This window comes from Candidatus Avelusimicrobium sp. (assembly GCF_050873505.1).
Taxonomy (GTDB): Bacteria; Elusimicrobiota; Elusimicrobia; order Elusimicrobiales; family Elusimicrobiaceae; genus Avelusimicrobium.
Genome location: NZ_JBNMIY010000005.1, coordinates 1 through 22167, shown reverse-complemented (window position 1 = coordinate 22167; position 22167 = coordinate 1). Strand labels below are relative to the sequence as shown.

Sequence of the window (22167 nt, the reverse complement as noted above, 5' to 3'; positions counted from 1 at the left end):
CGACGAAACGGCATCAATAAATAAAACAAAGGCGTTATAAAAATTGGAGGTCATCCTGAATTGCCGCCCATACCGCTAGGCGGCACCCCGTAGTGTTTCTGTACGGGGTCTATTAATAGTTTTCAGGATCTACCGATTGTGTCGCTAGTCGTTGCCGTCATCCTGGAAAGTTGTAGTCCAGGATCCGTCGTTATTAAAAAAGGAAAACAATAGATACTGGACAAAAACATTCCAGTATGACCTTTATTTTTATAAAAGACAAACAACCCAACAGGTAGATTCTGAAACAAGTTCAGAATGACCCCTCATTTAAATAACAACATTTTTTGCCGTCATACTAAACTGGCGGCCCGCAGGGTTTTCAGAATCCAGCGCAAGAGAGTCAAGGCTCGGCTGGATACTGAAACAAGTTCAGTATGACGACAACGACCACGGCAACGACAGATCCCAGAACCCTACCGGGCCGACTAGGGCCCGGCGCGGTTTAATTGCTATAATAAAATTATGTCCGCAAAAAAGATTTCCACTCCCATAAAAAAAGCCCCTACCAGTCCGTTCGGGGCGTTTATCCGCAAATGCCTGCCCGTCGTGGCCGGGTGGATGAGCCTGCTCGTCAGTATTTCCTTTTTTACCGGCACGTACGACACCGCCCAAGTAAAATTAACCCTGCTCCACACGGGGGCAATCGTTCTGCTAGGCTTATGGACCGCGCTTAAAGTGTCCGAATGGAAGAGCCCTTTCACTCGCCAAAATTTCCCGTTTTTGCTCCCGATTTTTGCGTACCTTGGGTGGAATATTCTTTCTTTTATATGCGGTCCCTTTCATTTGGAAAGCGCCGAGGAATTTATCCGACTGATGATGTACGGCGGGATAATCCTGTTAATCGCTACCGAATTTACCCAAAAAGATATCCGCACGCTTACTAAATTTATTGTTATCGCCGCTTGGATTTCGTTCGCCTACGGGGCCTTGCAAATAGTGGACGGATTTTTGCCGGGGGCGGATTTTCTGCCGTGGCGGGGCTTTTTCACGCGCCGAATCTTCTCCACGCACGCTAACCCGAACTTCTTTGGCGCGTTTGTGGTATTTGCCTCGTGCGTAACGCTGGCGCAATATTTGGCTACGCGCAAAAAATCCCTGCTGGTGCTTTTGGGGCTGGGGCTTGTGGAACTATTTTTCACGGAGAGCAAGGGCGCGTGGCTGGCGTACGGGGTGGCCGCCGCGGTGGGCACTTTTTTATTTACAAACCGCCTTTTCCCCACCAAACACATCAAAAAGTTAAACCTGATAGCGGTGGGAGTTCTCCTCTGTGCGCTTGCGCTGGCCGGGGTCTATACGGCCAAGCGTTTCCAATCGGTCAGTTTCCGCTCGTTTACGTGGCTTTCCACCTTTGAAATGGTGCAAGATTCCCCCATTATGGGCACCGGGCCGGGCAGTTTTAAGATTATTTATCCGGCCTATAAACGCCCGCAAATTTTTTATATAGAAAACTCCCACAACACCGAAACCCAACACGCCGAAAACGAATATTTGGAACAATGGGCTACGGCGGGAACGGTTGGGCTGGCAATTTTCTTGTGGATGCTCATTTTTGTTTTTATTTGTGCGTGGAAAAACTTGCGCCCGGTAAACCAATTATCCACCGAAGAGCGCGAGCGGATTTTTTACCTGCTGGGCTACGCGACGGCACTAGCGGGCCTAATGGCGCACGCGTTTGTGGATATCAGTTTGCGCTTTGCTTCCAGCGGACTCTTTTTTGCGGTGTTTATCGGGGTGATTATCGCCTTATCTAACCCGCCGAAAGAAGACAACGCAGACGAAAAAATCTGCTTCTCCGCACCGTGGCTTTTGTGGGTGGCCCAGTTGGTGTTAGCAGTGGCCTTGGCCTACGGAGCGTGGCAAGTGTTAGGCGAATTTAAAGAGATTTCCGGCGCAATGTCCGCCCGCAAACTGGGCGACGGATTTTTGATTTGCTGTGCTTGGGGCGTACTTGTATTTTGCGTGCTGGGCGTGGGCTATGTGTATTTGCGCAGTGTGTGGACGAGCCGGGCGGCGCGAACGGGCCTGTTACTGGCCGCCACCGTGCCGGGGCTGGTGTGGTTCTATGGGCTTTTTCAGGCGAACCATTATTACAGTTTAGGCGTGCGTTTGGTGCAAATGGGTAATGCCGAAGGGGCTCTGCCGTATTTTACGCGAGCCATAAAACTAAACCCGCTTTTGACGGAATACCACCAATACCGCGCCAACACCTTTGCCACTACCTTGGATTTGACCACGCAGTTTTCCCCCTCCCGGGGTGATACGGACGCACCGTCCAACGATTATGCGCGTGCGCTTCAAGATTTTGCGTATGTGCTGAAATACGCGCCCAACCATACAGCATTGCATCAAAGTACGGGGCAGTTGTATTATGCAATGGCATTGCGGGCCTCGCAAGGCGCGGCGCAAGCCAAAAGTGCGGACGAATTTCAACTGTACAGCCAAAATGCACGGGATAATATGGAGCAGGCCAAGCGCGCCTTTAACCGTTCGCTGGTGCTGGACCCGGTAAATGCGGAAACCTACCTCTTTTTGACGAGTATCGCCCTAATGGAGCGCAACCCCGTGCAGGCCCAAGCGTGGATAGATGCTTACAAGCGTGGACCCAAGGGCGTAACAGAAGAGGAATTTTTGGAAAAGAACCGCCATAACCCGCGGATGAACGCGCTGGAAGCGCAAGTGCAAAAAATGCACTTTTCCGTCGGGAAATAAGAGAGTATGTGCAAAATTTCCCGTTTTTTTGTAAAATATATATGTTAAAAGTAAACAATTTGTAACGCCAAGATAGCTCAGCTGGTAGAGCAATCGCTTCGTAAGCGATAGGTCCGGGGTTCGATCCCCCGTCTTGGCTCTTTTTTAAGCCCTCCGACGGAGGGCTTTTTTACGTCTAAAAAAGCAATTTTTTATGGTTTTATCGTCGTAAAAACGATGTTACGAAAGGCGCGGCAGGCGCGACAAAAAGCGGGGTGCGTGTCAGAGTTTTGTCAGAGTTCTGACATCTTTTTGGAACTCAAAAGGCAAGGCTTCTGCGCACTCTAGCACCAGTTTTAAGAACCACATTTTTTGCAAATAATCCGGCAAGGCTTGCCGGTCTTGCGGCAAATACACTCACTAAAATATCGGTCAAATTGCGCATCCGGGCATTTCATAAATAAACCCCTATCAGCACACCTACGCGGCCTTGGCCTACAAATACGCCGGCGGTCGTGTTGCGCAAAAGTCCAGTTAAATCGTCCAGGCGGCGGTCTGCAAACACGTAGGGCGCGGCATTTTGGTCCAAGCCTACTCCGGCTCCATAGCGGTCAAAATAGGCCAAACGCGCGCCTAGCCCGGCTTTTACCTCGTTCCCTAATAACCCCTGCACCGCGGGCCGAAAAGTGAAGCCTGCGCGTTTTACGCGTATTGTTTCGGCTCCCTGTGTGTGCCGGACGATTTCCGCCGTGCCCTCCGGCGGCACAAATTGAACGGTGGCTTTGACAGAACCATCCGCCTGGCGCACCTTGGCCGTGAGTTTGTTGGCTTTTACAACCACTTGGGCAGCGGTGTTTTCGGGCAACATGGCTGTCTGCGCGGCCAGTTTATCCAGTTGCCGCGCCTTGTGCCAATTTGAGAATAGTAGCCCTGCTAGTAACAGCAGGGCTAACAGTCTAGTTAGTTTTTTCATTGGTCAGGGCTTTTTCCGCGCGGCTCATAATCGCGCGTTTAATGCCGTCATAGCCGATTTGGGCCAAGGCCAATACTACCAACCCGATAAGCACTGCCATAAGCGGCGTTTTGGCCGTAATGCCCGCGCCATAAACGGCAATGAACCCGCAAAGCATAGCCCCGGCAAATACCGCCAAGGACCATACATAGCCCGGCACCTTGAAAAACTTTTCAACAAAGTTTTTCGTCCACTCAATTAAGCCCACGCACGCAACCGCGGCCAGGCAGATAATCATTCCTAGTTCCATTTTTCACTCCTTTCTAATTCCGGCGAATTCGCCGGAATTAAATCCATTGTCCCGTTTCCATCGTACGGGCGTTTTCTATTGCCCGGCGGCCTACCTGCGCCGCCCATTTGCTGTCAAGCATTTCCTTGGCGGCGGTTTGATAATCGCCCTTTTCCATGGTGGCCAGCATTTTTTTGAAGCCTTTTAAGCCCGCAAGGCCCATATTAAATGCCATATCCACCAATACAAATTGCCGCGCGTCGTCCAGTTTCCACCACCAAGGGAACGCGTCTTTGACGGCTCGTTCCGCCCGCGCCAAATCCTCTTGCAGGATAAACTCGGCGGCGGCCGCGCTGATACCGTGCTCCAAATTGTGGCCATAGCCAATGGTTAAATGGCCTGTGGGGCACTTGTAAGGTAAACGGGAAAAACCCTCGTAGCGGCGCACATAGGCCGCGGCTTTTGCGTTATCCATTAGTTGCCTCCGTTGTGGCGTTGTAAAATAAACCCTTTAATGGTTTTTACGTCGTCAAGGATAATATCTACCTTAACGCCTGTTTCCGTCATTTTGCGCTCGTGCTCGGCTACCGTGCGTTCCAACTTATCTACACGCGGCGGTAACCCGTAAATGGTAAAGCACCAAAAGGCCACCGCACCGATTACCCCAGCGAGCCATACCCAGCCTTTTACTTTGTCCGGGTTCATTACTCCGCCTCCCCTTTTTGGATTTCGTTCGCTACACTGCGCAACGGGTTGGCCAAAGCCTCAATTTCCTGCGCTTTGGCCCGCACATAGTCGCTGGCGCCGGAGCCGTCCGCCAGTACCAGTTCCCGCACGGCGCGGGTTAGCCCCGTTTCATTTTCTAGGGCTTGTACTTTTTGTTCTGTCGTGGGCTCTGGCTTGCTCGGCGCATAGCCTTTCACATACCACGCCCCATTATACGCCTGTTCTACGTCCATTTCTACCGCGCCTAAAATCTGGGCGAGTTTTGCCCCTTGTACTACCTGTACTTCTTTGGTCTGTTGATTAACAATTTTTGCAAACATTATTTCGCCCCCTTGCAAGGATAAAAATATACCGTCCCTACGGTAAATGTAGCCCTGACCGTTTGCCCTTTGCCAACAAAAAAAGAAAACGAGTCTGCGTTAGTTCCATTTTTGCCAGAGTAATAACATTGGTTGATAACTGGGATACCGTCTAATCGTATGAAACAGTTGCTCCATCCTGTGCTTATGCCAATAGTAGCGTCTGCATTGTTACTTGGATAATAGTTAATCCACCCGGCGGAGGGCGCGACAAAGTCTGTATCTTTTACCAAAGTAGCCCACGTGCTGGTATCCATAGCCAATAAATCCAGTAACGCCGCTTTGGCAGCATTCGGCACATTAGACAAATCCATATTGGCTTTGCCACTTAACGCGCCTGTAAACTCGGCTGCTTGCGCTGTACTCGCTGGGACAGCCGCGGTAAAAGATACTATCCACGGATACATAATGTTTTCCATAGGAGTATCGGCCGCGTAACCGAAAGCATACCAGCGGGTCCCCTGTCCTTGCGGTTGCACGTTTTCGTGCGTGAACCCGTTTGCCGTAACATCATAGGGGTAATGCTCGCTATCATATGCGGCGGTTTTTCTATGGGACATATTGCCAAATAAAACAGTGGGCGCCGTGGCATAACTTTTCAAAAAAGTCTCTGTAATAGCAGTTGTACCAACCGTTGACGGATTGCCAAAATACCCGCCCTGTTCCAGCCAGCCGTCGCTATACAAAGCGTACCAATCATTGCCGATTACCTCTTTTTTTACCAACTGCCGCTTATTACTGGCATATTTCGGCAGGCGCAAGGAACCTTCCACCTCGTCCACCACATACTTAGGACACGCCCCAAAAAGAGTAAGAGCCGTATCGTATTCTGTCTTGGTTACTTGCAGTTCACTATGCGCTTTTACAAAGTTATACAAGTCAGGGAATAGCGTCTTACCGTTCTCGTAATACTCCCCAGTCCAGCCGGGCAAAGCACCTGGGTTGTCTTTGGCTAATGAGGACTGGCTCCACACTAATTGCCCAATAGAAAGCCCACGGGAATTTTGCGCACTCTGCGCCGCATCCTGCGCGTACTTTTTGGCCGAATAAAGGTCTTCCTCCACCGGGCCGTCTGTTTTGCTGGCCCAGTTTTTAGCGGCTGAGACCTGTTCGCTCCCCTCATTTTGTACCTTACTTACTTGTGCCGTGCCAGCCGCCTCAACGGCCGCCACTTGCTCCGCGGCGGCGGTTTCTAGAGCGGTCTTTTGTGCCGTCCCAGCGGCAGTAACAAGTCCGACCTGCTTGGTGCCCTCTGCCATAATCTTTTCCATTTCGGCGGCGCCACTCTGCTCTGTCAACTGTTTAATGGCCGCGGGGAACTGTATCACATCTTTTTCCGGCTCCATACCGGCCAGTTCTATCGCGCTTTGGATTTCATTTTTGATTTGGTTGTAGTCGCTCGCCGTAACAGTATGCTTTGTTTGCGGGATAAACACCTTGTCTTCTTTGTCTTCAACGTACATAGTTACTCCTTGTAATTTAATGGGGTCGGGAATTGTGTTTGATACACATTGTATTCCATAGTCGGCACATCTGCGGCCGTGGTAACGTCTTTAAGCGTAAGCGTCATTAAGCGTTTGGCAAAAGAAAGTTCCAGCCCGGTAATTTTAAAAACACGTTTCCAAACGGGCAATTTTAAGAACTTGTTGTAATCGCTCCAAGTTTTGGCGGCAATGTTGGTGTTTTCGGCACAGACAGTAATTTTATCGCCCAACTCCAAACTTAAATCAGGGCGGCACTCCGCTTGCAAAGTATATCCCGGCGTGGATAAGGCCTCGTAATTGGCTTTTGCCACTGCACCGGAAATATCTACATTGTCGGCAGGGATAAAGTTACCCTGGGAAATAACAGTATCGTGCACACCGTAAATATCAATGCTGTTGGGCCGTGGTTTGTCTTCCGTAAAGTCGTCAATTTTAGCCTGAAACATACCAAAATTTACGGTAACACTATTTGCTAGTTTTTCAATATCAGCATCAAATTTGTCCGTTTCAATCAGAATGTCCGGCGTTAAATTGACATCCGTATATCGGCCTTGGCGGGAACGAAAGAAAAATACTCCGTCTTGATTAAAGCCAATTTCGTAAGAGACCATTTGCGCCAGTTGCGCAAGTGCCGTTTTGACATTTAACTCCGTTAGGTTTACAAGCGGAATCCCAGTAGTGGAAATAACTTTGCTGATTTTGATGTTTTCCAGTTTTTCAGTGCCAGACGCAGAAGTTAAACTGTATGAAACGCACAACCTACCCGCAGCGGACAGAATTTGTTCGCCCGCGGTAATTTTAATAGGCGTATCATAGCGGCCGTCCGTTAGGCCCTCTTGATACGTCCAAGTGCCCGAACCCACACCAGTATACAGCGGGGAGGTGTCGCACTCCAATTTATTCCACTTTTTCCCCTCTTGCCCCAAATTAACTTGGTACACTAGCCCCGGGGTAAGGGATATTTTGGGATAATCTGTTCCGGCAAAAATGCTGTTATAAAAAGCATTAATGTATTGCCCTGGCTGAAAATCCGTTAAAGGCTGTCCGCGCCACGCCAACTGGTTGATAAAAAAGTAACTGTTCTTTACAACAGCACCTGAATCGTAAATAGTTAAGTTATGGTACAGTTTTGTAAATGTGCCAGAAAGTGTAAAATCAGTCTCTGTTTTTTCCACTGGGCCGCCGCCCTGCAAAAGAGCGCCGGACGATACCCGTGGCGTATTGGTATAGAGAGATACCTTCCCGTTTTCGTCAAAGTCAAAACCTACAAAACAACGGTTTTTGGCGCTGTAAATAGGTGTGCCGCATTGAACATCATCTGCCAAATAAGCATATTTCAAAATGGGCAAAGCCTCTATGGTGGCATCTGAACTCACGCCTTTATATTGCAAACGTAACCCCGTGCCTTCCTCGGTTACAAAATCCAAAGACGCCCAGTCCTTCGCTATTCCTGACGCATATACATATACATCCGTAAGTGCCCCTACGTGAATATATCCATTTGTGGTAGGAACGAATAGCGGATATTTAGTATGCAAAGCACCGTAAGTTCTTAAAATACGTTCAGAGATAATCATTCGGCTGTTAAAGTTGGAACTAACCCCGTACTGAGCCCCGCTGACCGGGGTATAAGCGCCGTATTCGTCTTTTTCTACCATCAGGCGCACAGGCTCCTGCGTCTCATAACTAATGGCGGAAGCGCCCGAAAAGGCGGCTTTTTCTACCTGTCGCTTTTCCACACCTGCCAAATCTAGCAGGGCGTTGACGATATCCTCTATCGCCATATCTTTATGCCAATAACGGTATGAAAGCCAAACGGAATACTCCGTATTGGGCGTAAAGCGGAGTTTCAGTTGTGCCGGGGAATCATATACGTTCGTTTGTTCAAGCGTATAATCATCCCCCTTGCGCAATAACTGGGCGGTTTCCAAGGTGCGGCCATACTTCACTTCGTCCACATACCCCACACCTGTTTCGGCGGTGGCAAATTCTTTGCCTTGATCCTTGGAATCTTGCGAGGTTACCACCGTGGCAAGTTCGTCCGTTTTGGTTAAACAAAAGGTTTCTGCGCTGACATATTCCAGCGCATCCAAACTGGATGTAACCGTCAGTTCCAAGCGGTTGCCGTTATCCCGGAAGACAGGCGAGGAATACACATAACCCGTAAAAACCGTAATACTGGCGGACGGAGCCCCCTTTTCGGCCGTTTCTATGTTGTAAACCACTTTACTGCCCCACAGTACGGCATTTTCAAACAGGCCCCCGGTTAAGCCCTCTTTAAAGCAGTTCAAGTCGTTATGAAAGGTGAGCGTAACGTTGGAAGCATCCCACTTATCCACCTCGTCTGTATCAAGGGCCATTTTGATAGAGCCTGCCTCAATCAGCAAATCCGTAACGTCTATGGGCTCGGTCTCCAAGGCGTATTTAAGAGTATCCGCGTTCCATTTTCGGCGGTACAAAAGTAACCGCTTTTTAATGGGTAGCGACGCATCCGCCAAGGCTAATTTTATCGGTTCGGGTACGGTCCTCATTTGCTCACCACCTTTAAGGTATAATCCACTAAGCCGGAAAAGCGGTTTAAATCGGGCGACAGGTCCCTATCTAACAGACCTTCCAGTACAAAAAAATCCAGTTCTTTAAACGGAACAACGGTAATGCTTTCGTTGTTCTGTACCAGCGCACGCAAGGCCTTATATTGGGCATAATTGCCGTTAGACACTTTTATTTCCACACCGGGGCGGTGGTAATCCGTCCAAGCGTAATAACTGCCGTCCTGCGCGGTATATTCGCCCCCTTGTGTATTGGGAACAATAGAAACCTGCGAGGTGGCCTTTAAATCAAACAGGTATTTTAAGCAGCGCACTTCGCCAATTTCAAAGTAATTTTTGGAACAGGTAAACGCAAACGTAATTTCCTGCGCGGTAAAAGGCGTAAGTTTTAGGATATTGTTCTGCGTAAGCACAAAACTGCCCAGTGCCACCGTTTCCCCTTGTGTGTTTAAGTAAGAAATAGTTACGCTGTCCGCGGTGGAATTTTCCAAAATAACCGTGTCTATGGCGCGGGACGTAATTTGCCCGTACTTATCTTTAAAGGCCACGTGCCAGTTTTTAGGCTGGGTAACGTCCGTATTGTAAAAAGTGGCCGTAGTATCGGCGGCGTTATCGTACAAGGCGGACATATTTTGCACGTCGCCTGTGAACGTACAACGCTTGGTAATAAAGTTCTGCCCGTAGCATTTAATAGGCGTTTTAATTTGTATAGTCTCAAACATAATGCAATATTTTCCCCTGAAAATGGGTTATACTAATAAGAGAGGTTCTTATGAAAAAAATGTTTCTTCTGTTCGTTTCCGTGCTCTTTCTATCTGCCTGTGCCTCCACCTGGCAAGGCGGAATGCGTTCGTCTACTGCGTGTCACTCTTATAGAACTACAACAGATTCACGCGGACAGGGAACAACCCGTTGTTTTTCTCCTGCCTATGGCTCGGAAAACAGAATATGCCAAGAGTGGAAAACCACTACTGACGCCCACGGGAACGAAATAACAACTTGCTTCTCTTATTTTTAACCCACATACTTGTTTCGCTTCGCACCCGCCTTATAGGCCACGTTGGCAAATTCCAAGGCTTCCACCGTACCGCGTTTAATGGCTTGTGTAATGGCGGTTAAATCGCCGCCGTTTTGCACGTTAATCGTTTGGTTGATAACCGCACCGCCGGCTCCGCCAGGTTCGGTATTTCCCTCGGCAATATCAAAAAGTCTTGCCTGTTGCGCGCGGTTTAAAATCATTTCCCCGCACCGCTTTATTGCGGCTAATAGGGTAAGTTTTCTATAATGTTTTTAAATTTTACCGTCGGATAAACGATAGGCCAAAATATGAAAAATGTACTCCTTTTTATTGTTTGTATTTGTATCAGCGGGACGGTCAGCCTTTGGCTCGGGCAGGACATCGGTTTTGATATCCGCAATTATCACTTATATATTCCCTATGCCTTTTTACACGGAAGAGAAGCCGTCGATTTGTTAGCCGCAGGACCAGTGCATACCTTTTTTAATCCGCTGCCGGACATTCCGTACTATTTGATATTTTCTTATTTAAACGCCTGGCCCAAATTAACGGGGTTTTTATTGGGCGGATACTACGGGCTGTTGTTATTTGCTCTTGTTAAGTGGACGACTCAAATTATGCGGGAAAATACGGCGGAAGTTAAATGGCTGCGCGGAATGACGGTCTGTTTTGCATTGACGGGACTATCTTTTTTGCAAGTGGGACATTCCAGTAACGAAATTCTGTTAGCGTTATTTGCCGTATTGGCTTCTTATCTTTTATTTTGCGGAACGGACGAACGGCTGCGTTTCCAGTTAAAATATCTTGCGGGGGCGGCCTTTTTGGTTTCCTTTGCGGCGGGACTTAAATACACGGCGGCACCGGCGGCAATAGGGGTAGGCGTTTGCTGCCTGTTTTTGCTAATCAAGAACAAATCTTCGTACAAAGCGTATTTGGGGGTGCTGGGCGCCGCCTTGGTGGGTTTTTTACTGGCAGACGGTTATTTTCTGTGGCACAAATGGCAGACGTTGGGCAACCCGTTATTTCCCTATTTCAACCATATTTTTAAATCCCCTTTCTTTCCGGATAAAGCGTTGCCAAACAGCCCTTATGTGCCGCACGGTTGGAAAGAATGGCTCTTTTTGCCTTGGTTAAGGATAAAGTTCCCGAACTGGGACTACCTCTTGGATTTTCGGCTTATATTGGGAACGATTTCTTTTATACTGCTAGGTGCGGGAGGGTTATTTTATATCAAAAAGCAGCCGCTTGTTAAGCCGTATATACTGCTTCTCGGGTTATTTATCGGCACCTACATTCCTTGGGTAATTCTCTTTGGCAATATGCGTTATGCCGTTTTTTTAGAAATTCTGTCTTGCTTACTTTTTATCTGTCTGCTACGGAGGTTTGTCCCGACAAAAATCCTCTGCGTGCTGTTAGTTGGGCTGTCGATATTTTCTGTTATGCGGCCGCTGCCGAAGTGGCCGAGGAAAAAGTTTGCCGTCAAAAATATCACATTTTCCCGACGCGTTTTTGTTAAAGATGGTTCTTTGGTGGTGATGGGAGGGCACTTTTCTTTTTTGATCCCCTTTTTAAATCCCAACGCACGCTATATAGGAGGCATCAATTTTTACTCGGAAAAACTTCCCATTTCACGGGGGCAACGCCGTTTTCTTGCGCCTTTACAGTCCTTGGATTACCAACATAATTTCCCGATACGGGAGGAAATCAGGAACCATAAAGGGGATATTTATCTGTTAGCGCCTTATCTTCCTTGGGTGTGGAATAATGACTTTTGGAATGACTACGGTATAGATGTTTCCAATAAGTACTGTCAGGTTCTTAACACCAATTTCTTAAAATATCCCCTTTTTCTGTGCGTAGTTAAAAAAGCCGTTCAATGACTAATAGCCTGGTGTTGGATTAAACGCGCGCGGCGCTGAAAGCGCTTGATATACTTCGGGTCAATCTGCCGGAGAATTTCTTCCTTTTTCTCGGGGGATTCATAAGTGCGGAAAAACGGCATAACCACATCTGTCCCCGCCGCAAAAGCCTTGTTCATCCGCTCTCCCAAGTCGTTAGTTTTAGGGCCACCTGCCGCCACCATATTCAAAGCATCTGTAATGATAATGCCTTTAAAACCAAGCGTCTTGCGTGCCAAATGGTAAAGTTTAGCCGAATAGGAGGACACATTCTGCTCATCAAGCGACGTATATAAGGCGTGCCCCGTCAGCAAACAACCGTATTTCTTACTTTCTTGAAAAGCAGTTTTCATTTGGCTTGTAATTTCCGCCAGACTGGCATTTATTACGGGGATAGTTTTATGAGAGTCCACCTTATCGCCAAATCCCGGGAAATGTTTATAGCACGGCACTACGCCCGCATCGGCCAAGCCTTGTGCAAAAGCATCGGCCAAGGCCTTGGAAACTTGCGGATTGACAGAATAATAACGGTTCCGTCTAAAAATATCCTCACGGTCAATTACGTCCGCCACGGGAGCAAAAACGACGTCTATGCCATAACTTTTTAATTTCCGGCCAGTGCGCCCCCCCTCTTTAAGGGCCTGCGCAACGGCCAAATCAAAATCTTTTTGGGCAATATCCCCAAAATGGCTGGCGGCGGGGCTGTAAAAGGAAGAATCAAAATTTCTCAAACGGTTCACAGAACCGCCCTCTTGGTCCAAAAAGAAAAGAAAATCTTTTCTTCCCAACGCATCTTCCAACTCACGGCGCAACTGGTTGGGGTCCATATCGCGATGTTTAGGAATACTTAATACAAAACCATAGGGATTTATCCGCTTAAAAAAATCTTTATCTTCCTGTGGAAGCGGATAATGCGGAATAAGTAAAAGAACCGGCATAATATCCTGCCGGGGATTTTGTTGGCACCCTGTCATCAAATATAAAACGGATAAAGCAAACACAATACTGGTTAAAAATTTTTTACATAATAACACAATCATAACCCTCTAAATGGCCTGTCCTTTTAAGGACAGGCCATTTTAGTATCATACAAGTTTCAGCGCAACTACTATATTACTTAGTACAAGCGTGTGGTTTGACAGTACAGTGGTATCCCCCACTCCCTTCTATCGGACTGCAACTTCCGTCTACATGCTTCCCATCCGAGTCGATACTACATACTACGCTATCAGTGAGATCGGCAGTGTTAGTACATAAGACGCAATTCATGTCGTCGCCATCACCTAAGCCACCGCAATCGCTGCCACCGCTACCGCTACCACCACTTTCGCTACCACCACATTCGCTGCCACCACATTCGCTGCCACCGCTACCGGTATCACAGGAAGCGCAAGCCCCGCACTCATACGCATCCTGGCCTAAATTCGTGCAATATGCACGCAAGTCTTCCGGACAGGGATCTGGCGTGGGGCCAGGGGTAGGGCCAGAGGGGGTGCTACATTGGGAGGACGATGTTTTACTACAAGAACCCCAATCACCTTTTTTCCACTCGCCGGTAGTAGCATCACACGTTACAGTGCGTTTTCTTGTACCGCACTTGTTACAAGTTTCACTGGTGCTAGGTTTCTTTCCGGTGCACTCACAGGTATCCGCAATAGAGCAATCCCCCCACGCACTCCAAGTGCCCGTGGTCGTATCGCAGGTTCTCGTTTGCGTGCCGCCGTTTTTGCAGCCGCAGGCTTGCGTAGCAGAGCCCGAACAAGGGATAACTTTCGGGCCGTCATCCCCACCCGCCGCGCACTCTGCACCGCTCGTGTAGTCCGCCTTGGCAATCAGTTCACTGCACAAAGGATAATTTTTATTGAGTTTTGCGCATTGTTCTGCGCTATCACAGCATAAGCGGCCATCCCGGTAAGACGGCATTTTTAACGTGTAGCCGTATTTACCTTTACTCGCCGCTTCCATACCCGTGTTCTTTAACGTGTAGTTAAAGTTTTTGGTATTTAATGAGGCCAAATTGACCATTTCCGCGTCCGTGGTGTAGTTTTTATCCAGGGCGCAGCGTTTTTCTTGTTCCGTACGGACGGCCGCCATCATTTCTTCGGCTTCCGTCGTTTTGCGCGTTTCTATCACTTTACTGAATTTTGGTAATACCACCGCAGATAATATGCCTATCACGATGACCACGACCAAAAGTTCCGTAAGCGTAAACGCCTTACGTTTCTTGTTGGACTTCATTAGTCCCTCCTCTAACAATATGAAGATACCTTAAAACAGTATCCCCCTAAATAACTATAACAAAACCTTATCAAATAGGGATTATCAAGTCAATACTAATTTTGATTTTTCTCGTGCCTTAAAAGCCAATCCTTGGCCGCTAATCCGCCCGCATAGCCCGTCAGGCTTCCGTCCGCCCCCACTACGCGGTGGCACGGGATAATAACCGAAATAGGATTATGCCCCACCGCGCCGCCCACGACCTGGGCAGACATACTTTTTTGGCCCTGCTCCTGCGCAAGCCGACGGGCAATATCCCCATAGGTAACTACTTGCCCGTAAGGGATTTCGCACAACATCTGCCACACACGCTGGCGAAAGGGGCTCCCCTGCGGGTTTAAGGGCAAGGTAGCAATAGCCGGGCGTTTACCCGCAAAATAATCCTTTAACCATTGTACGGCCTTTTGCAAAACGGGGTGGTCCGCACGGTCCGTAAAGGGCTCTTTATATGCGGAGCCAAAATACTTTTGCCCCGCTAACCACAGGCCAACCAAATGCGTTTCGTCCGCCGCCAAGGTTATTGCCCCGATAGGCGAGTGATAAACCGTTTTGTAAAGCATTATTTTCCCCTTTTATCTGCCGAAAAGAGCGGTTTAAATGAACGCACCCTCGCGGATTGGGCGGGGGTGCGGTATCAAAAAATCAACTTTTATTATTCAAAATAATTGATTTTCATTGCGGCGCGCACGTCGTGCATTGTTTGCGCGGCCACGGTGCGGGCCTTTTCGGTGCCCTTTTTTAAAATTTCATACACCTCGGGCAGGCGCGCTTCCCATTGTTTGCGGCGCTCGCGGATTGGGGCGAGTTCGTCCTGCAACACTTGGTTTAAGAATTTTTTAATCTTTACGTCGCCCAAACCGCCGCGCTGGTAATGCGCTTTGAGTTCGTCCAAATTTTTGTATTCGGGCCAGAATTTTTCAAAATGTTCCGGGCGGCTGAACGCGTCCAAATATACAAATACGGGGTTTCCCTCCACCTTGCCCGGGTCCTCCACGCGGACGTGATTCGGGTCCGTAAACATAGACATTACCTTCTTGCGCACGGTTTCCTCGTCGTCGGACAAATAAATGCAGTTGCCCAGGGATTTGCTCATTTTGGCCTTGCCGTCCGTACCAGGCAGGCGCAGGCAGGCCTTATTGTCGGGCAGGATAATTTGCGGCTCCACCAAGGTTTCGCCATAGGTGGAATTGAAACTGTGCACGATTTCGCGGCACTGTTCCAACATCGGCATTTGGTCCTCACCCACCGGCACCGCGGTAGCGCGGAAGGCCGTGATATCCGCCGCCTGGCTGACGGGGTAGGCAAAAAAGCCCAAGGGAATACTGGTCTTAAAATCGCGCAATTTAATTTCCGACTTGACGGTAGGATTGCGCCCCACACGGGCCACTGTTACCAAGTTCATATAATAAAAGGTAAGTTCCGTCAGTTCGGGAATCATAGACTGGATAAAAATGGTGGATTTTTCGGGGTCCAAGCCGCAGGACAAATAGTCCAGGGCTACTTGGATGACGTTGTCGCGCACCTTTTGGGGCTGGTGGGCGTTATCCGTCAACGCCTGCGCGTCGGCAATCATAATAAAAATTTGGTCAAATTTCCCGCTGTTTTGCAGTTGGACGCGTCTTTTTAAAGAGCCTACATAATGCCCGACGTGCAAGCGGCCCGTGGGGCGGTCTCCGGTCAAAATCACTTGTTTCATTGTTTCTTCCTTATAAAGGGGTTACGCGCAAAAGCGCTTTTTATTATTATACCGCTTTTACCTATTCGCCGCCAATTCGTGCTTTTTTATTTGCGCTTGGGATTTTTGGCAAACCAGCCCTTTTGCACGCGCTTTTCCTGCTCAAAGAGTTCCTTTATGCTCCACAGCGCACAAAACCCCGCTATGCTAAGTAAAGGAGAAAGAATTGCCCCCTTTGTAAAAATTGCCGCCACCAATAGGGCGAGGCCCGCCACCAAAAAAACGGGCCAAATTCTTTTGGAAAAATAATATTCCCCCCAAATTACCAGCGGATGAAACACACCAATTAACACAAAGGCCGCCGCCCCGATAACCAAACTTTGCCAGTTCATCTGTTGCCTCCTTTCCATATTTGATATTATTACATATATGGCTAAATTAAAAACAATTTTCTTTGGCACGCCCGATTTGTCCGTGCCGTATTTGGATTTACTGCATCAATTAACCGATGTGCAACTCGTCGTTACGCAGGCCGACCGGCCCCGCGGGCGCGGGATGGTGATTACCCCCTGCCCGGTAAAACAGCGCGCGCTGGAACTGAATTTGCCCGTTTTGTCGCCCGAAAAATTAAAGGACGAGTTTGATAAAATCGCCGCCGTGCCCTTTGATTTGGGCGTAGCGGTGGCGTACGGAAAAATCTTCCGCCCCAATTTTTTGGCTTTGCCGAAACTGGGCATTTTAAATGTGCACTTTTCACTCCTGCCCAAACTGCGCGGCGCGGCGCCCGTCCAACAGGCCTTAATCCAAGGTTATACGCACACGGGCATTTCCGTTTTTTGGATTCGCCCCGGTATGGACGACGGTCCGCTCTTCCTGCAAAAGGAAGCCAATATTTTGCCGCAAGACAATGCCCAAACCCTGTTTGAAAAGTTAATTCCGCTCGGTTTGGAAGGTTTAAAGGAGTGCTTGGAGCAACTTGAAAAAGGCCATATGGTGCAAACCCCGCAAGAGGGCGAACCGACCTTGGCCCCGATGCTGGAAAAAGAGGACGCGCTTTTGCGCCCGGAACTTTTGACCGCTACCGAACTAAACAACCGCGCGCGCGGCCTAGCCTGCGGCCCCAAGCCCAAGGTGCCCTTTACGCACAACGGCAAAACGGAGTGGTTGCAGGTTGTCCGCACCGAACTGGGCGACAAGGACGCAAACGAACCCGCGGGAACGGTGCTTTTAATTGAAAGAAACCGGGGAATTTTAGTAAAATGTAAAGAAGGAAGTATTTGGTTAAACGAGGTACACCCCGCAGGCAAAAAGCCAATGGCAGCCGATGCCTTTGCCAATGGGCGCGGTTTGAAAGCGCACGACGGGGCGTTTAGAGAATAACGTGAGCAACGAACAGAATTTTGACGATTTTTTAAAGAAAACCAATAAAAACCACCGCACCAAATGGATTGTGGCGGGGCTTATTGCGGTGTTCTTTATTGCGCTGATTTTTATATCGGCGGATTGGGTGCTGGGAGCCTTGGTGCACACCCGCAAAGAGGTTACCGTGCCCGATTTAACCAAAAAATCCGTTACGCAGGCCCTCGGCTTGCTCGCTTCCAATAATTTGGCCTTAAAGCAGGCGGGCGTGGAATTTGCCAAGGAGGTTGCTCCGGGCTCCGTTTTGCGCCAGTTGCCCTCTGCGGGTTCCACCGTGCGCGAAGGCCGCGTCATCCGCGTGTGGATTAGCCAAGGGGACGAAATGGTTTTCGTGCCCAACACCGTCGGAACCGATTTAAGAAGCGCCCAACTGGCCGTGCGCCAAGCGGGGCTTTTGGTAGATAAAGTGGATAACGCCTATTCGCTTACTTACGAAAAGGGCCTCATCGTGGCCCAAACCCCCAAGGCGGACAGTATGGTACAAAAAGGCGACAAGGTTTCCCTCGTGCTTTCCAACGGGGCTCCGCCGGCCAGCGTAATTTTGGTCCCCAACTTTAAGAGCAAAAAACTCTCCGAAGCCACCCTGTGGGCCAGTGCGCAAAACATCAATTTAATTATTAAAGAAGATTCTAAATCCGTCTTTCCCAACGGTACGATTGCCGCACAAAATCCGTCGGCGGATAACCAAATCGCCCCCGGCGCCAACCTGGAAGTTACGGTCAGCCGCCGCCAAGCGGGCGACGATGAAAAATCGTACCACCTGCATTACGAAATGCCGCAGGGCAAAAACGCCAGCCGCGTGCGTGTAGTGCTGGAACAGGGCGACGTGGAAAACGAAATTTTGAACGAAACGCGCCAACCGGGCTCAAAAATTGACCTGGAAGTACCGTTTGCGGACAGAGCCACTTTGCGGGTGTTTGTGGACGGTGTTTTAGTGCGCGAAAGAGAACTGCAATGATAAAAATTTCCAAAATGCCCTCCGCAAATGGTAAAATATCTGTTGCGCCCTCTATCCTGTCGGCCGATTTGTGGCAGTTGGGTAGAGACGTCCTCGCCGTGCAAAAGGCTGGGGCGGATTGGTTGCACGTGGATATTATGGACGGGCACTTTGTACCCAATTTAAGTTTTGGACCGTCCGTTGTAAGTTCTTTGAAAGGAAAAACAGATTTACCGTTAGATACCCATTTAATGGTAGAAAACCCGATGTTGTTTGTAGAACCCTTTGCCAAGGCGGGGGCGGACCTGCTCACCGTGCATATTGAAGCAAAGGACGAAATTGTAGAAACGCTTAAACTGATTAAAAGTTTTGGCGTAAAAACGGGTTTATCCATTAAGCCCGACACCGACCCGGAACTTATTGCTCCGCTTACGGATTTGTTGGATTTAGTATTAGTAATGACGGTGTACCCCGGCTTCGGCGGGCAGGCGTTTTTGCCCGGCAGCGAAGACCAAATCAAACGGGTACGCCAAATTATCGCCGCTTCCGGCAAGGCAATTTGGCTGGAAGTGGATGGCGGCATTAACGCGCAAACAGCCCCCCGCGCCATAAAGGCTGGGGCGGATGCGCTCGTCGCCGGCAGTGCAATTTTTAAAGCCGCGGACCCTGTATTGGCCCTCAACCAAATCAGACAGGCGGCCCCGGACATTTAATTACAGTCTTTTACCTCGTGTAAAAGCATACAAGGAGAGTCATAATGGCAGTAGTTATCAGATTACAGAGAGTCGGCAAAAAAGCCCAAGCCCAGTACAGAGTAGTGGCGATTGAAAAATCTTCCGCCGTGGGCAAGGAAGCCAAAGAAGTGTTGGGCCAGTATCACCCCTGCAACCCCAATGTTGCCGAACAAGTCAAACTGAATATGCCCAGAGTGGAATATTGGATGAAAGTGGGTGCTAAACCCTCTGAAACCGTCGCGAACTTGATTAAAAAAGCCAGCGCCAAATAATCCCCGCGAGGCATTATGAAAGAATTGGCCACGCTGCTTTTGAAATCTCTTTCCTCTACGCCCGATAATGTGGTGGTGGAAGAAAAGGTTGAGCAGAACAAAGTTTATCTGTCCACCAAGGTGGACGCCGCCGACAAAGGTAAAGTGATTGGGAAAGACGGCTGCATCATCAAAGCGGTGAGAACCGTTTTAAACGCCGCGGCCGCCAAACAGAACAAAAAAGTTACCTTAAAGTTGGAAGATTAATGAAAATAGACGTTATCACCGCTTTTGAAGAAATGATAGACCAAACGCTCTCCCACAGTATTGTGGGGCGGGCGCGCAAGGCGGGGATAATAAAATTGGGTACGCTTTCCCCCCGGCAATTTGCCGAGGATAAGCACAAAACCATAGACGACAGGCCCTACGGCGGTGGCCCGGGGATGCTGATGAAAGCGGAACCGCTTTATCAGGCCATTTCCAAACTGCGCAAGAAGACCTCGTACGTCATTTTAACCAGTCCGCGCGGGCAAGTTTTTAACCAGGAATTGGCTAAAAAACTGGCCAAAAAACGCCACCTGATTGTTGTGTGCGGGCATTACGAAGGGATTGACGCAAGAATATATCCCGAGGTGGATTTAGAGGTGTCGCTTGGCGACTACATTTTAACGGGCGGAGAATTGGCCGCCTGCGTGATGATAGACGCCATTACCCGATTGCAACGGGGCACCTTTAAAAAAGAGGACGTAACGTCTTTGGAGTCGTTTGAAGGGCATTTGCTGGAAGCCCCGCAATATACGCGCCCGGAAGTATGGCGCGGGCGGAAGGTTCCGGCAGTGCTGTTAAACGGCAACCATAAAGAAATTGAAGCGTGGAAACACGAACAAGCATTACAGATTACAAAACAGTTAAGACCCGATTTGCTTGAAACCGCCTCTCAAAAGCCAAAAAAGGTCCAAAAGAAAAAAACGATTCGGAGGAAGTAAGTTTTATGAATATCAACGAAATTAAACACAATCTTAAAACCAATGTACCGGTTTTCAAAGCCGGCGACACCGTCAGAGTAAAAGTAAAAGTTGTTGAAGGCGACAACGAAAGACTCCAAGCCTTTGACGGCGTGGTTATCGCCCGCAGAGGAAGCGGCATCAGCGAAACGTTCACCGTACGCAAAATCTCTTTCGGCGTAGGCGTGGAACGCATTTTCCCGGTGCACTCCCCCCGCGTGGACAGCATTGAAGTCCTCAAAGTGGGCAAGGTAAGAAGAGCCAAACTCAACTACCTCACCAAACTCTCCGGTAAAGCCGCCCGCTTGCAGGAAGTTAAAAAAGTGGTGTCCGCCAACGCTGCTGCCGAAACTCCGGCCGCCGCTGAAACGGCCCAAGAGGCGAAATAGTTATCCAAACGGAATAACAAACTCCGAACATACCCCTGCGGTTACTAGTCCCGCAGGGGTTTTCTTTTTGCAATAAGAAATACTTTATAGAGCCGTATTCTTTCGTATAGTTTTTGGATAATAATATGATAAAAAAGGCCCCTAAGTTTACCTGCATACTTGGGGCCTTAAAATGCTAATTGTTATTAATTCCTTTCTATAATATCTACGAAGCCACCACCGGCACCCGGCCCGGTCGGGCCCACGCAATTAGACAAATTATCAGTAGTGCCACACGTTACACAATAGTATCCCAAATAGTTAGAAGAAGCAGAAGTACCACTATCGGCGCACTTATAAGTCAAAATATACAGCCGCTGTTCTCCGACAGTACAATTACACTCTTGCCCAGCCTTACAATTAATAGGGCCTTTGGTATTTACGGTTTCACTTCCACACGTCATATTTCCATCCCAATATTTATGTACCCACGAAGAACAACTCCCCAAGCCGGAGCCACCAACTCTCTTGGTTTTCCAAACAGCACCTGTTAAGCAAGTGTATTGCTTTTTCGGGCACTCGGTAATTAAATCATATTTACAGGTGCTATAATTCCAACGATACAACCGCGAGTTATTAGTATCTCCTGGACAGGTTACCGTATATTCTTCTTTTCCGCTCCTGGTAGGCGTACAGTTGTTTGTATCCCCCGCACCGCAATTTGCAAGGGCCAAAAGTTTTACCTTTTGGTTGTCGCTCGTGGTGCGCTCTTCCCATTTTAAGGTGCAGTTGCTAAGTGCCGCGCCCGTGTTGACGTGCGAAGATGTCGGTTGCGGGATATCGTTCCCCGCCAAGGTAAAACCGTCCGTTGTCGCGCCGTCGTAAAGGCTTGCGTCTTCGGAACCGCTGACAGAAAGTTTATTCGCGCGCAAGGTGGCCGCCTTTTGTTTAAGTCTATTCACCGCGTCCAAGGTGGAAATATAAGAATCGTTTTTAACGGTCGTTTGCCCGCCGTTTACATAGGCGTTGGGAAGCAAGGCGCTTGGCGTGCCACTGTTTACGGCTTGATAATTATTATAAGTATTGGCCGCGCTTCCGTGGATAGCCGTGTTCGGCATATCCAAGGTGGAGCCGGACGCGCCCACCACAGCGGGAACGTCATAATTTAAATTAGGCGAACTGGCCGTAACAGTCCCGCCGGAGCGGACCGTCATTGTATTAGACTCAATACCACCCTTTAAATTAGCCTTATCGGCCACCTTTAAATAGACGTAATCGCCCATACGGGACGGGTTATACGACACCGCGGAAATAATTTCCGCCGGGGCGTTTACCGCCGAAAACAGCCCCATAAATACGACAACCAACCGTTTGACAAGAGCACCTGCCGTGCGGCCACTTGTTGTTAAGCCGTCATCCCGTAGGGTTGGGCGGCCCGCAGGGTTACGGGATCTGTCGTTATTATTGTTGTCATTCCCGAGTGTTGCAGTCGGGAAT

Annotated in this window: 24 protein-coding genes, 1 tRNA gene and 1 pseudogene; 11 read left to right on the top strand and 15 right to left on the bottom strand. The window is 48.9% G+C overall.

What is annotated here, in order from left to right:
• The first annotated feature begins 504 nt into the window (after nt 1-504).
• Nucleotides 505-2751: an O-antigen ligase family protein gene (locus ACR0QV_RS03985; protein WP_432634756.1), complete on the top strand. Its 2247-nt coding sequence runs from the start codon at nt 505-507 to the stop codon at nt 2749-2751.
• A 66-nt stretch (nt 2752-2817) separates the two neighbouring features.
• Nucleotides 2818-2890 (top strand) — tRNA-Thr (locus ACR0QV_RS03980).
• 294 nt (nt 2891-3184) lie between these two features.
• On the opposite strand, the gene ACR0QV_RS03975 is transcribed toward ACR0QV_RS03980, so the two are convergent.
• Genes ACR0QV_RS03975 through ACR0QV_RS03940 form a run of 8 tightly spaced genes read right to left on the bottom strand, consistent with a single transcriptional unit; the run spans nt 3185 to nt 9811 of the window.
• Nucleotides 3185-3703: a hypothetical protein gene (locus ACR0QV_RS03975; protein ID WP_432634754.1), complete on the bottom strand. Its 519-nt coding sequence runs from the start codon at nt 3701-3703 to the stop codon at nt 3185-3187.
• Nucleotides 3687-3992, bottom strand: a complete 306-nt coding sequence (locus ACR0QV_RS03970; RefSeq protein WP_432634752.1) for a hypothetical protein — start codon at nt 3990-3992, stop codon at nt 3687-3689. The genes ACR0QV_RS03975 and ACR0QV_RS03970 overlap by 17 nt, the downstream gene beginning before the upstream one ends.
• Before the next feature lie 37 nt (nt 3993-4029).
• Complete coding sequence (locus ACR0QV_RS03965; RefSeq protein WP_432634750.1) at nt 4030-4446, bottom strand: glycoside hydrolase family protein; 417 nt, start codon at nt 4444-4446, stop codon at nt 4030-4032.
• Nucleotides 4446-4676 (bottom strand): hypothetical protein, encoded by a 231-nt coding sequence (locus ACR0QV_RS03960; RefSeq protein ID WP_432634748.1) that lies wholly within the window; start codon nt 4674-4676, stop codon nt 4446-4448. The genes ACR0QV_RS03965 and ACR0QV_RS03960 overlap by 1 nt, the downstream gene beginning before the upstream one ends.
• Nucleotides 4676-5017: a hypothetical protein gene (locus ACR0QV_RS03955; RefSeq protein ID WP_432634746.1), complete on the bottom strand. Its 342-nt coding sequence runs from the start codon at nt 5015-5017 to the stop codon at nt 4676-4678. Before ACR0QV_RS03955 ends, ACR0QV_RS03960 begins: the two co-directional genes overlap by 1 nt.
• On the bottom strand, nt 5017-6519 hold the full coding sequence (locus tag ACR0QV_RS03950) for a hypothetical protein (protein WP_432634744.1): 1503 nt from the start codon (nt 6517-6519) through the stop codon (nt 5017-5019). The genes ACR0QV_RS03955 and ACR0QV_RS03950 overlap by 1 nt, the downstream gene beginning before the upstream one ends.
• A 2-nt stretch (nt 6520-6521) precedes the next feature.
• Nucleotides 6522-9071: a hypothetical protein gene (locus ACR0QV_RS03945; protein ID WP_432634742.1), complete on the bottom strand. Its 2550-nt coding sequence runs from the start codon at nt 9069-9071 to the stop codon at nt 6522-6524.
• Complete coding sequence (locus ACR0QV_RS03940; protein ID WP_432634740.1) at nt 9068-9811, bottom strand: hypothetical protein; 744 nt, start codon at nt 9809-9811, stop codon at nt 9068-9070. The genes ACR0QV_RS03945 and ACR0QV_RS03940 overlap by 4 nt, the downstream gene beginning before the upstream one ends.
• 50 nt (nt 9812-9861) lie before the next feature.
• On the opposite strand from ACR0QV_RS03940, the gene ACR0QV_RS03935 reads away from it, so the two are divergent.
• Nucleotides 9862-10107 (top strand): lipoprotein, encoded by a 246-nt coding sequence (locus ACR0QV_RS03935; protein ID WP_432634738.1) that lies wholly within the window; start codon nt 9862-9864, stop codon nt 10105-10107.
• On the opposite strand, the gene ACR0QV_RS03930 is transcribed toward ACR0QV_RS03935, so the two are convergent.
• Complete coding sequence (locus ACR0QV_RS03930; RefSeq protein WP_432634736.1) at nt 10104-10328, bottom strand: hypothetical protein; 225 nt, start codon at nt 10326-10328, stop codon at nt 10104-10106. The genes ACR0QV_RS03935 and ACR0QV_RS03930 overlap by 4 nt on opposite strands.
• An 87-nt stretch (nt 10329-10415) precedes the next feature.
• On the opposite strand from ACR0QV_RS03930, the gene ACR0QV_RS03925 reads away from it, so the two are divergent.
• Complete coding sequence (locus ACR0QV_RS03925) at nt 10416-11987, top strand: hypothetical protein (protein ID WP_432634734.1); 1572 nt, start codon at nt 10416-10418, stop codon at nt 11985-11987.
• On the opposite strand, the gene ACR0QV_RS03920 is transcribed toward ACR0QV_RS03925, so the two are convergent.
• From ACR0QV_RS03920 to ACR0QV_RS03900, 5 genes are all read right to left on the bottom strand, one after another.
• A complete protein-coding gene (locus ACR0QV_RS03920; RefSeq protein WP_432634733.1) occupies nt 11981-12943 on the bottom strand; it encodes a glycoside hydrolase family 3 N-terminal domain-containing protein in 963 nt (320 codons plus the stop codon). The genes ACR0QV_RS03925 and ACR0QV_RS03920 overlap by 7 nt on opposite strands.
• A gap of 175 nt (nt 12944-13118) precedes the next feature.
• The gene (locus ACR0QV_RS03915) at nt 13119-14243 is read right to left on the bottom strand and encodes a type IV pilin protein (protein WP_432634731.1); all 1125 of its coding nucleotides are present in this window, start codon (nt 14241-14243) and stop codon (nt 13119-13121) included.
• 95 nt (nt 14244-14338) lie between these two features.
• Nucleotides 14339-14842 (bottom strand): methylated-DNA--[protein]-cysteine S-methyltransferase, encoded by a 504-nt coding sequence (locus ACR0QV_RS03910; RefSeq protein ID WP_432634729.1) that lies wholly within the window; start codon nt 14840-14842, stop codon nt 14339-14341.
• Nucleotides 14843-14934: 92 nt separating this feature from the next.
• Nucleotides 14935-15978 carry a tryptophan--tRNA ligase gene (gene trpS / locus ACR0QV_RS03905; protein WP_432634728.1) on the bottom strand — a complete coding sequence of 348 codons (1044 nt, stop codon included), beginning with the start codon at nt 15976-15978 and terminating at the stop codon, nt 14935-14937.
• 86 nt (nt 15979-16064) lie between these two features.
• The gene (locus tag ACR0QV_RS03900) at nt 16065-16349 is read right to left on the bottom strand and encodes a DUF4491 family protein (RefSeq protein ID WP_432634726.1); all 285 of its coding nucleotides are present in this window, start codon (nt 16347-16349) and stop codon (nt 16065-16067) included.
• A 37-nt stretch (nt 16350-16386) separates the two neighbouring features.
• Here ACR0QV_RS03900 and fmt point away from each other — a divergent pair, with 37 nt between their 5' ends.
• The 7 genes and pseudogenes from fmt to rplS form a co-directional block, all read left to right on the top strand.
• Nucleotides 16387-17337 (top strand): methionyl-tRNA formyltransferase, encoded by a 951-nt coding sequence (fmt, locus tag ACR0QV_RS03895; protein ID WP_432634724.1) that lies wholly within the window; start codon nt 16387-16389, stop codon nt 17335-17337.
• Between the two features lies 1 nt (nt 17338).
• On the top strand, nt 17339-18334 hold the full coding sequence (locus ACR0QV_RS03890; protein ID WP_432634723.1) for a PASTA domain-containing protein: 996 nt from the start codon (nt 17339-17341) through the stop codon (nt 18332-18334).
• The gene (gene rpe / locus ACR0QV_RS03885) at nt 18331-19026 is read left to right on the top strand and encodes a ribulose-phosphate 3-epimerase (protein WP_428059663.1); all 696 of its coding nucleotides are present in this window, start codon (nt 18331-18333) and stop codon (nt 19024-19026) included. The genes ACR0QV_RS03890 and rpe overlap by 4 nt, the downstream gene beginning before the upstream one ends.
• Nucleotides 19027-19070: 44 nt before the next feature.
• Nucleotides 19071-19319 (top strand): 30S ribosomal protein S16, encoded by a 249-nt coding sequence (rpsP, locus tag ACR0QV_RS03880; RefSeq protein WP_177745989.1) that lies wholly within the window; start codon nt 19071-19073, stop codon nt 19317-19319.
• 15 nt (nt 19320-19334) lie between these two features.
• Nucleotides 19335-19565: a KH domain-containing protein gene (locus ACR0QV_RS03875; protein ID WP_428053608.1), complete on the top strand. Its 231-nt coding sequence runs from the start codon at nt 19335-19337 to the stop codon at nt 19563-19565.
• Complete coding sequence (gene trmD, locus ACR0QV_RS03870; protein ID WP_432634720.1) at nt 19565-20284, top strand: tRNA (guanosine(37)-N1)-methyltransferase TrmD; 720 nt, start codon at nt 19565-19567, stop codon at nt 20282-20284. The genes ACR0QV_RS03875 and trmD overlap by 1 nt, the downstream gene beginning before the upstream one ends.
• Before the next feature lie 5 nt (nt 20285-20289).
• Nucleotides 20290-20625: pseudogene (gene rplS, locus ACR0QV_RS03865) on the top strand (50S ribosomal protein L19); the annotation flags it as partial.
• 251 nt (nt 20626-20876) lie between these two features.
• Here the strand turns inward: rplS and ACR0QV_RS03860 are convergent.
• A partial coding sequence (locus ACR0QV_RS03860; protein ID WP_432634718.1) for a hypothetical protein occupies nt 20877-22167 on the bottom strand: 1291 nt, incomplete at its 5' end.

Coding starts and splice junctions, on each gene's coding strand:
- ACR0QV_RS03940 (WP_432634740.1), bottom strand. CDS start 9,811: ATGTTTGAGACTATACAAATTAAAACGCCTATTAAATGCTACGGGCAG.
- rpsP (WP_177745989.1), top strand. CDS start 19,071: ATGGCAGTAGTTATCAGATTACAGAGAGTCGGCAAAAAAGCCCAAGCC.
- ACR0QV_RS03920 (WP_432634733.1), bottom strand. CDS start 12,943: ATGCCGGTTCTTTTACTTATTCCGCATTATCCGCTTCCACAGGAAGAT.
- ACR0QV_RS03900 (WP_432634726.1), bottom strand. CDS start 16,349: ATGAACTGGCAAAGTTTGGTTATCGGGGCGGCGGCCTTTGTGTTAATT.
- rpe (WP_428059663.1), top strand. CDS start 18,331: ATGATAAAAATTTCCAAAATGCCCTCCGCAAATGGTAAAATATCTGTT.
- ACR0QV_RS03910 (WP_432634729.1), bottom strand. CDS start 14,842: ATGCTTTACAAAACGGTTTATCACTCGCCTATCGGGGCAATAACCTTG.
- ACR0QV_RS03875 (WP_428053608.1), top strand. CDS start 19,335: ATGAAAGAATTGGCCACGCTGCTTTTGAAATCTCTTTCCTCTACGCCC.
- ACR0QV_RS03955 (WP_432634746.1), bottom strand. CDS start 5,017: ATGTTTGCAAAAATTGTTAATCAACAGACCAAAGAAGTACAGGTAGTA.
- fmt (WP_432634724.1), top strand. CDS start 16,387: ATGGCTAAATTAAAAACAATTTTCTTTGGCACGCCCGATTTGTCCGTG.
- trmD (WP_432634720.1), top strand. CDS start 19,565: ATGAAAATAGACGTTATCACCGCTTTTGAAGAAATGATAGACCAAACG.
- ACR0QV_RS03970 (WP_432634752.1), bottom strand. CDS start 3,992: ATGGAACTAGGAATGATTATCTGCCTGGCCGCGGTTGCGTGCGTGGGC.
- ACR0QV_RS03925 (WP_432634734.1), top strand. CDS start 10,416: ATGAAAAATGTACTCCTTTTTATTGTTTGTATTTGTATCAGCGGGACG.
- ACR0QV_RS03945 (WP_432634742.1), bottom strand. CDS start 9,071: ATGAGGACCGTACCCGAACCGATAAAATTAGCCTTGGCGGATGCGTCG.
- trpS (WP_432634728.1), bottom strand. CDS start 15,978: ATGAAACAAGTGATTTTGACCGGAGACCGCCCCACGGGCCGCTTGCAC.
- ACR0QV_RS03985 (WP_432634756.1), top strand. CDS start 505: ATGTCCGCAAAAAAGATTTCCACTCCCATAAAAAAAGCCCCTACCAGT.
- ACR0QV_RS03935 (WP_432634738.1), top strand. CDS start 9,862: ATGAAAAAAATGTTTCTTCTGTTCGTTTCCGTGCTCTTTCTATCTGCC.
- ACR0QV_RS03950 (WP_432634744.1), bottom strand. CDS start 6,519: ATGTACGTTGAAGACAAAGAAGACAAGGTGTTTATCCCGCAAACAAAG.
- ACR0QV_RS03965 (WP_432634750.1), bottom strand. CDS start 4,446: ATGGATAACGCAAAAGCCGCGGCCTATGTGCGCCGCTACGAGGGTTTT.
- ACR0QV_RS03915 (WP_432634731.1), bottom strand. CDS start 14,243: ATGAAGTCCAACAAGAAACGTAAGGCGTTTACGCTTACGGAACTTTTG.
- ACR0QV_RS03975 (WP_432634754.1), bottom strand. CDS start 3,703: ATGAAAAAACTAACTAGACTGTTAGCCCTGCTGTTACTAGCAGGGCTA.
- ACR0QV_RS03930 (WP_432634736.1), bottom strand. CDS start 10,328: ATGATTTTAAACCGCGCGCAACAGGCAAGACTTTTTGATATTGCCGAG.
- ACR0QV_RS03960 (WP_432634748.1), bottom strand. CDS start 4,676: ATGAACCCGGACAAAGTAAAAGGCTGGGTATGGCTCGCTGGGGTAATC.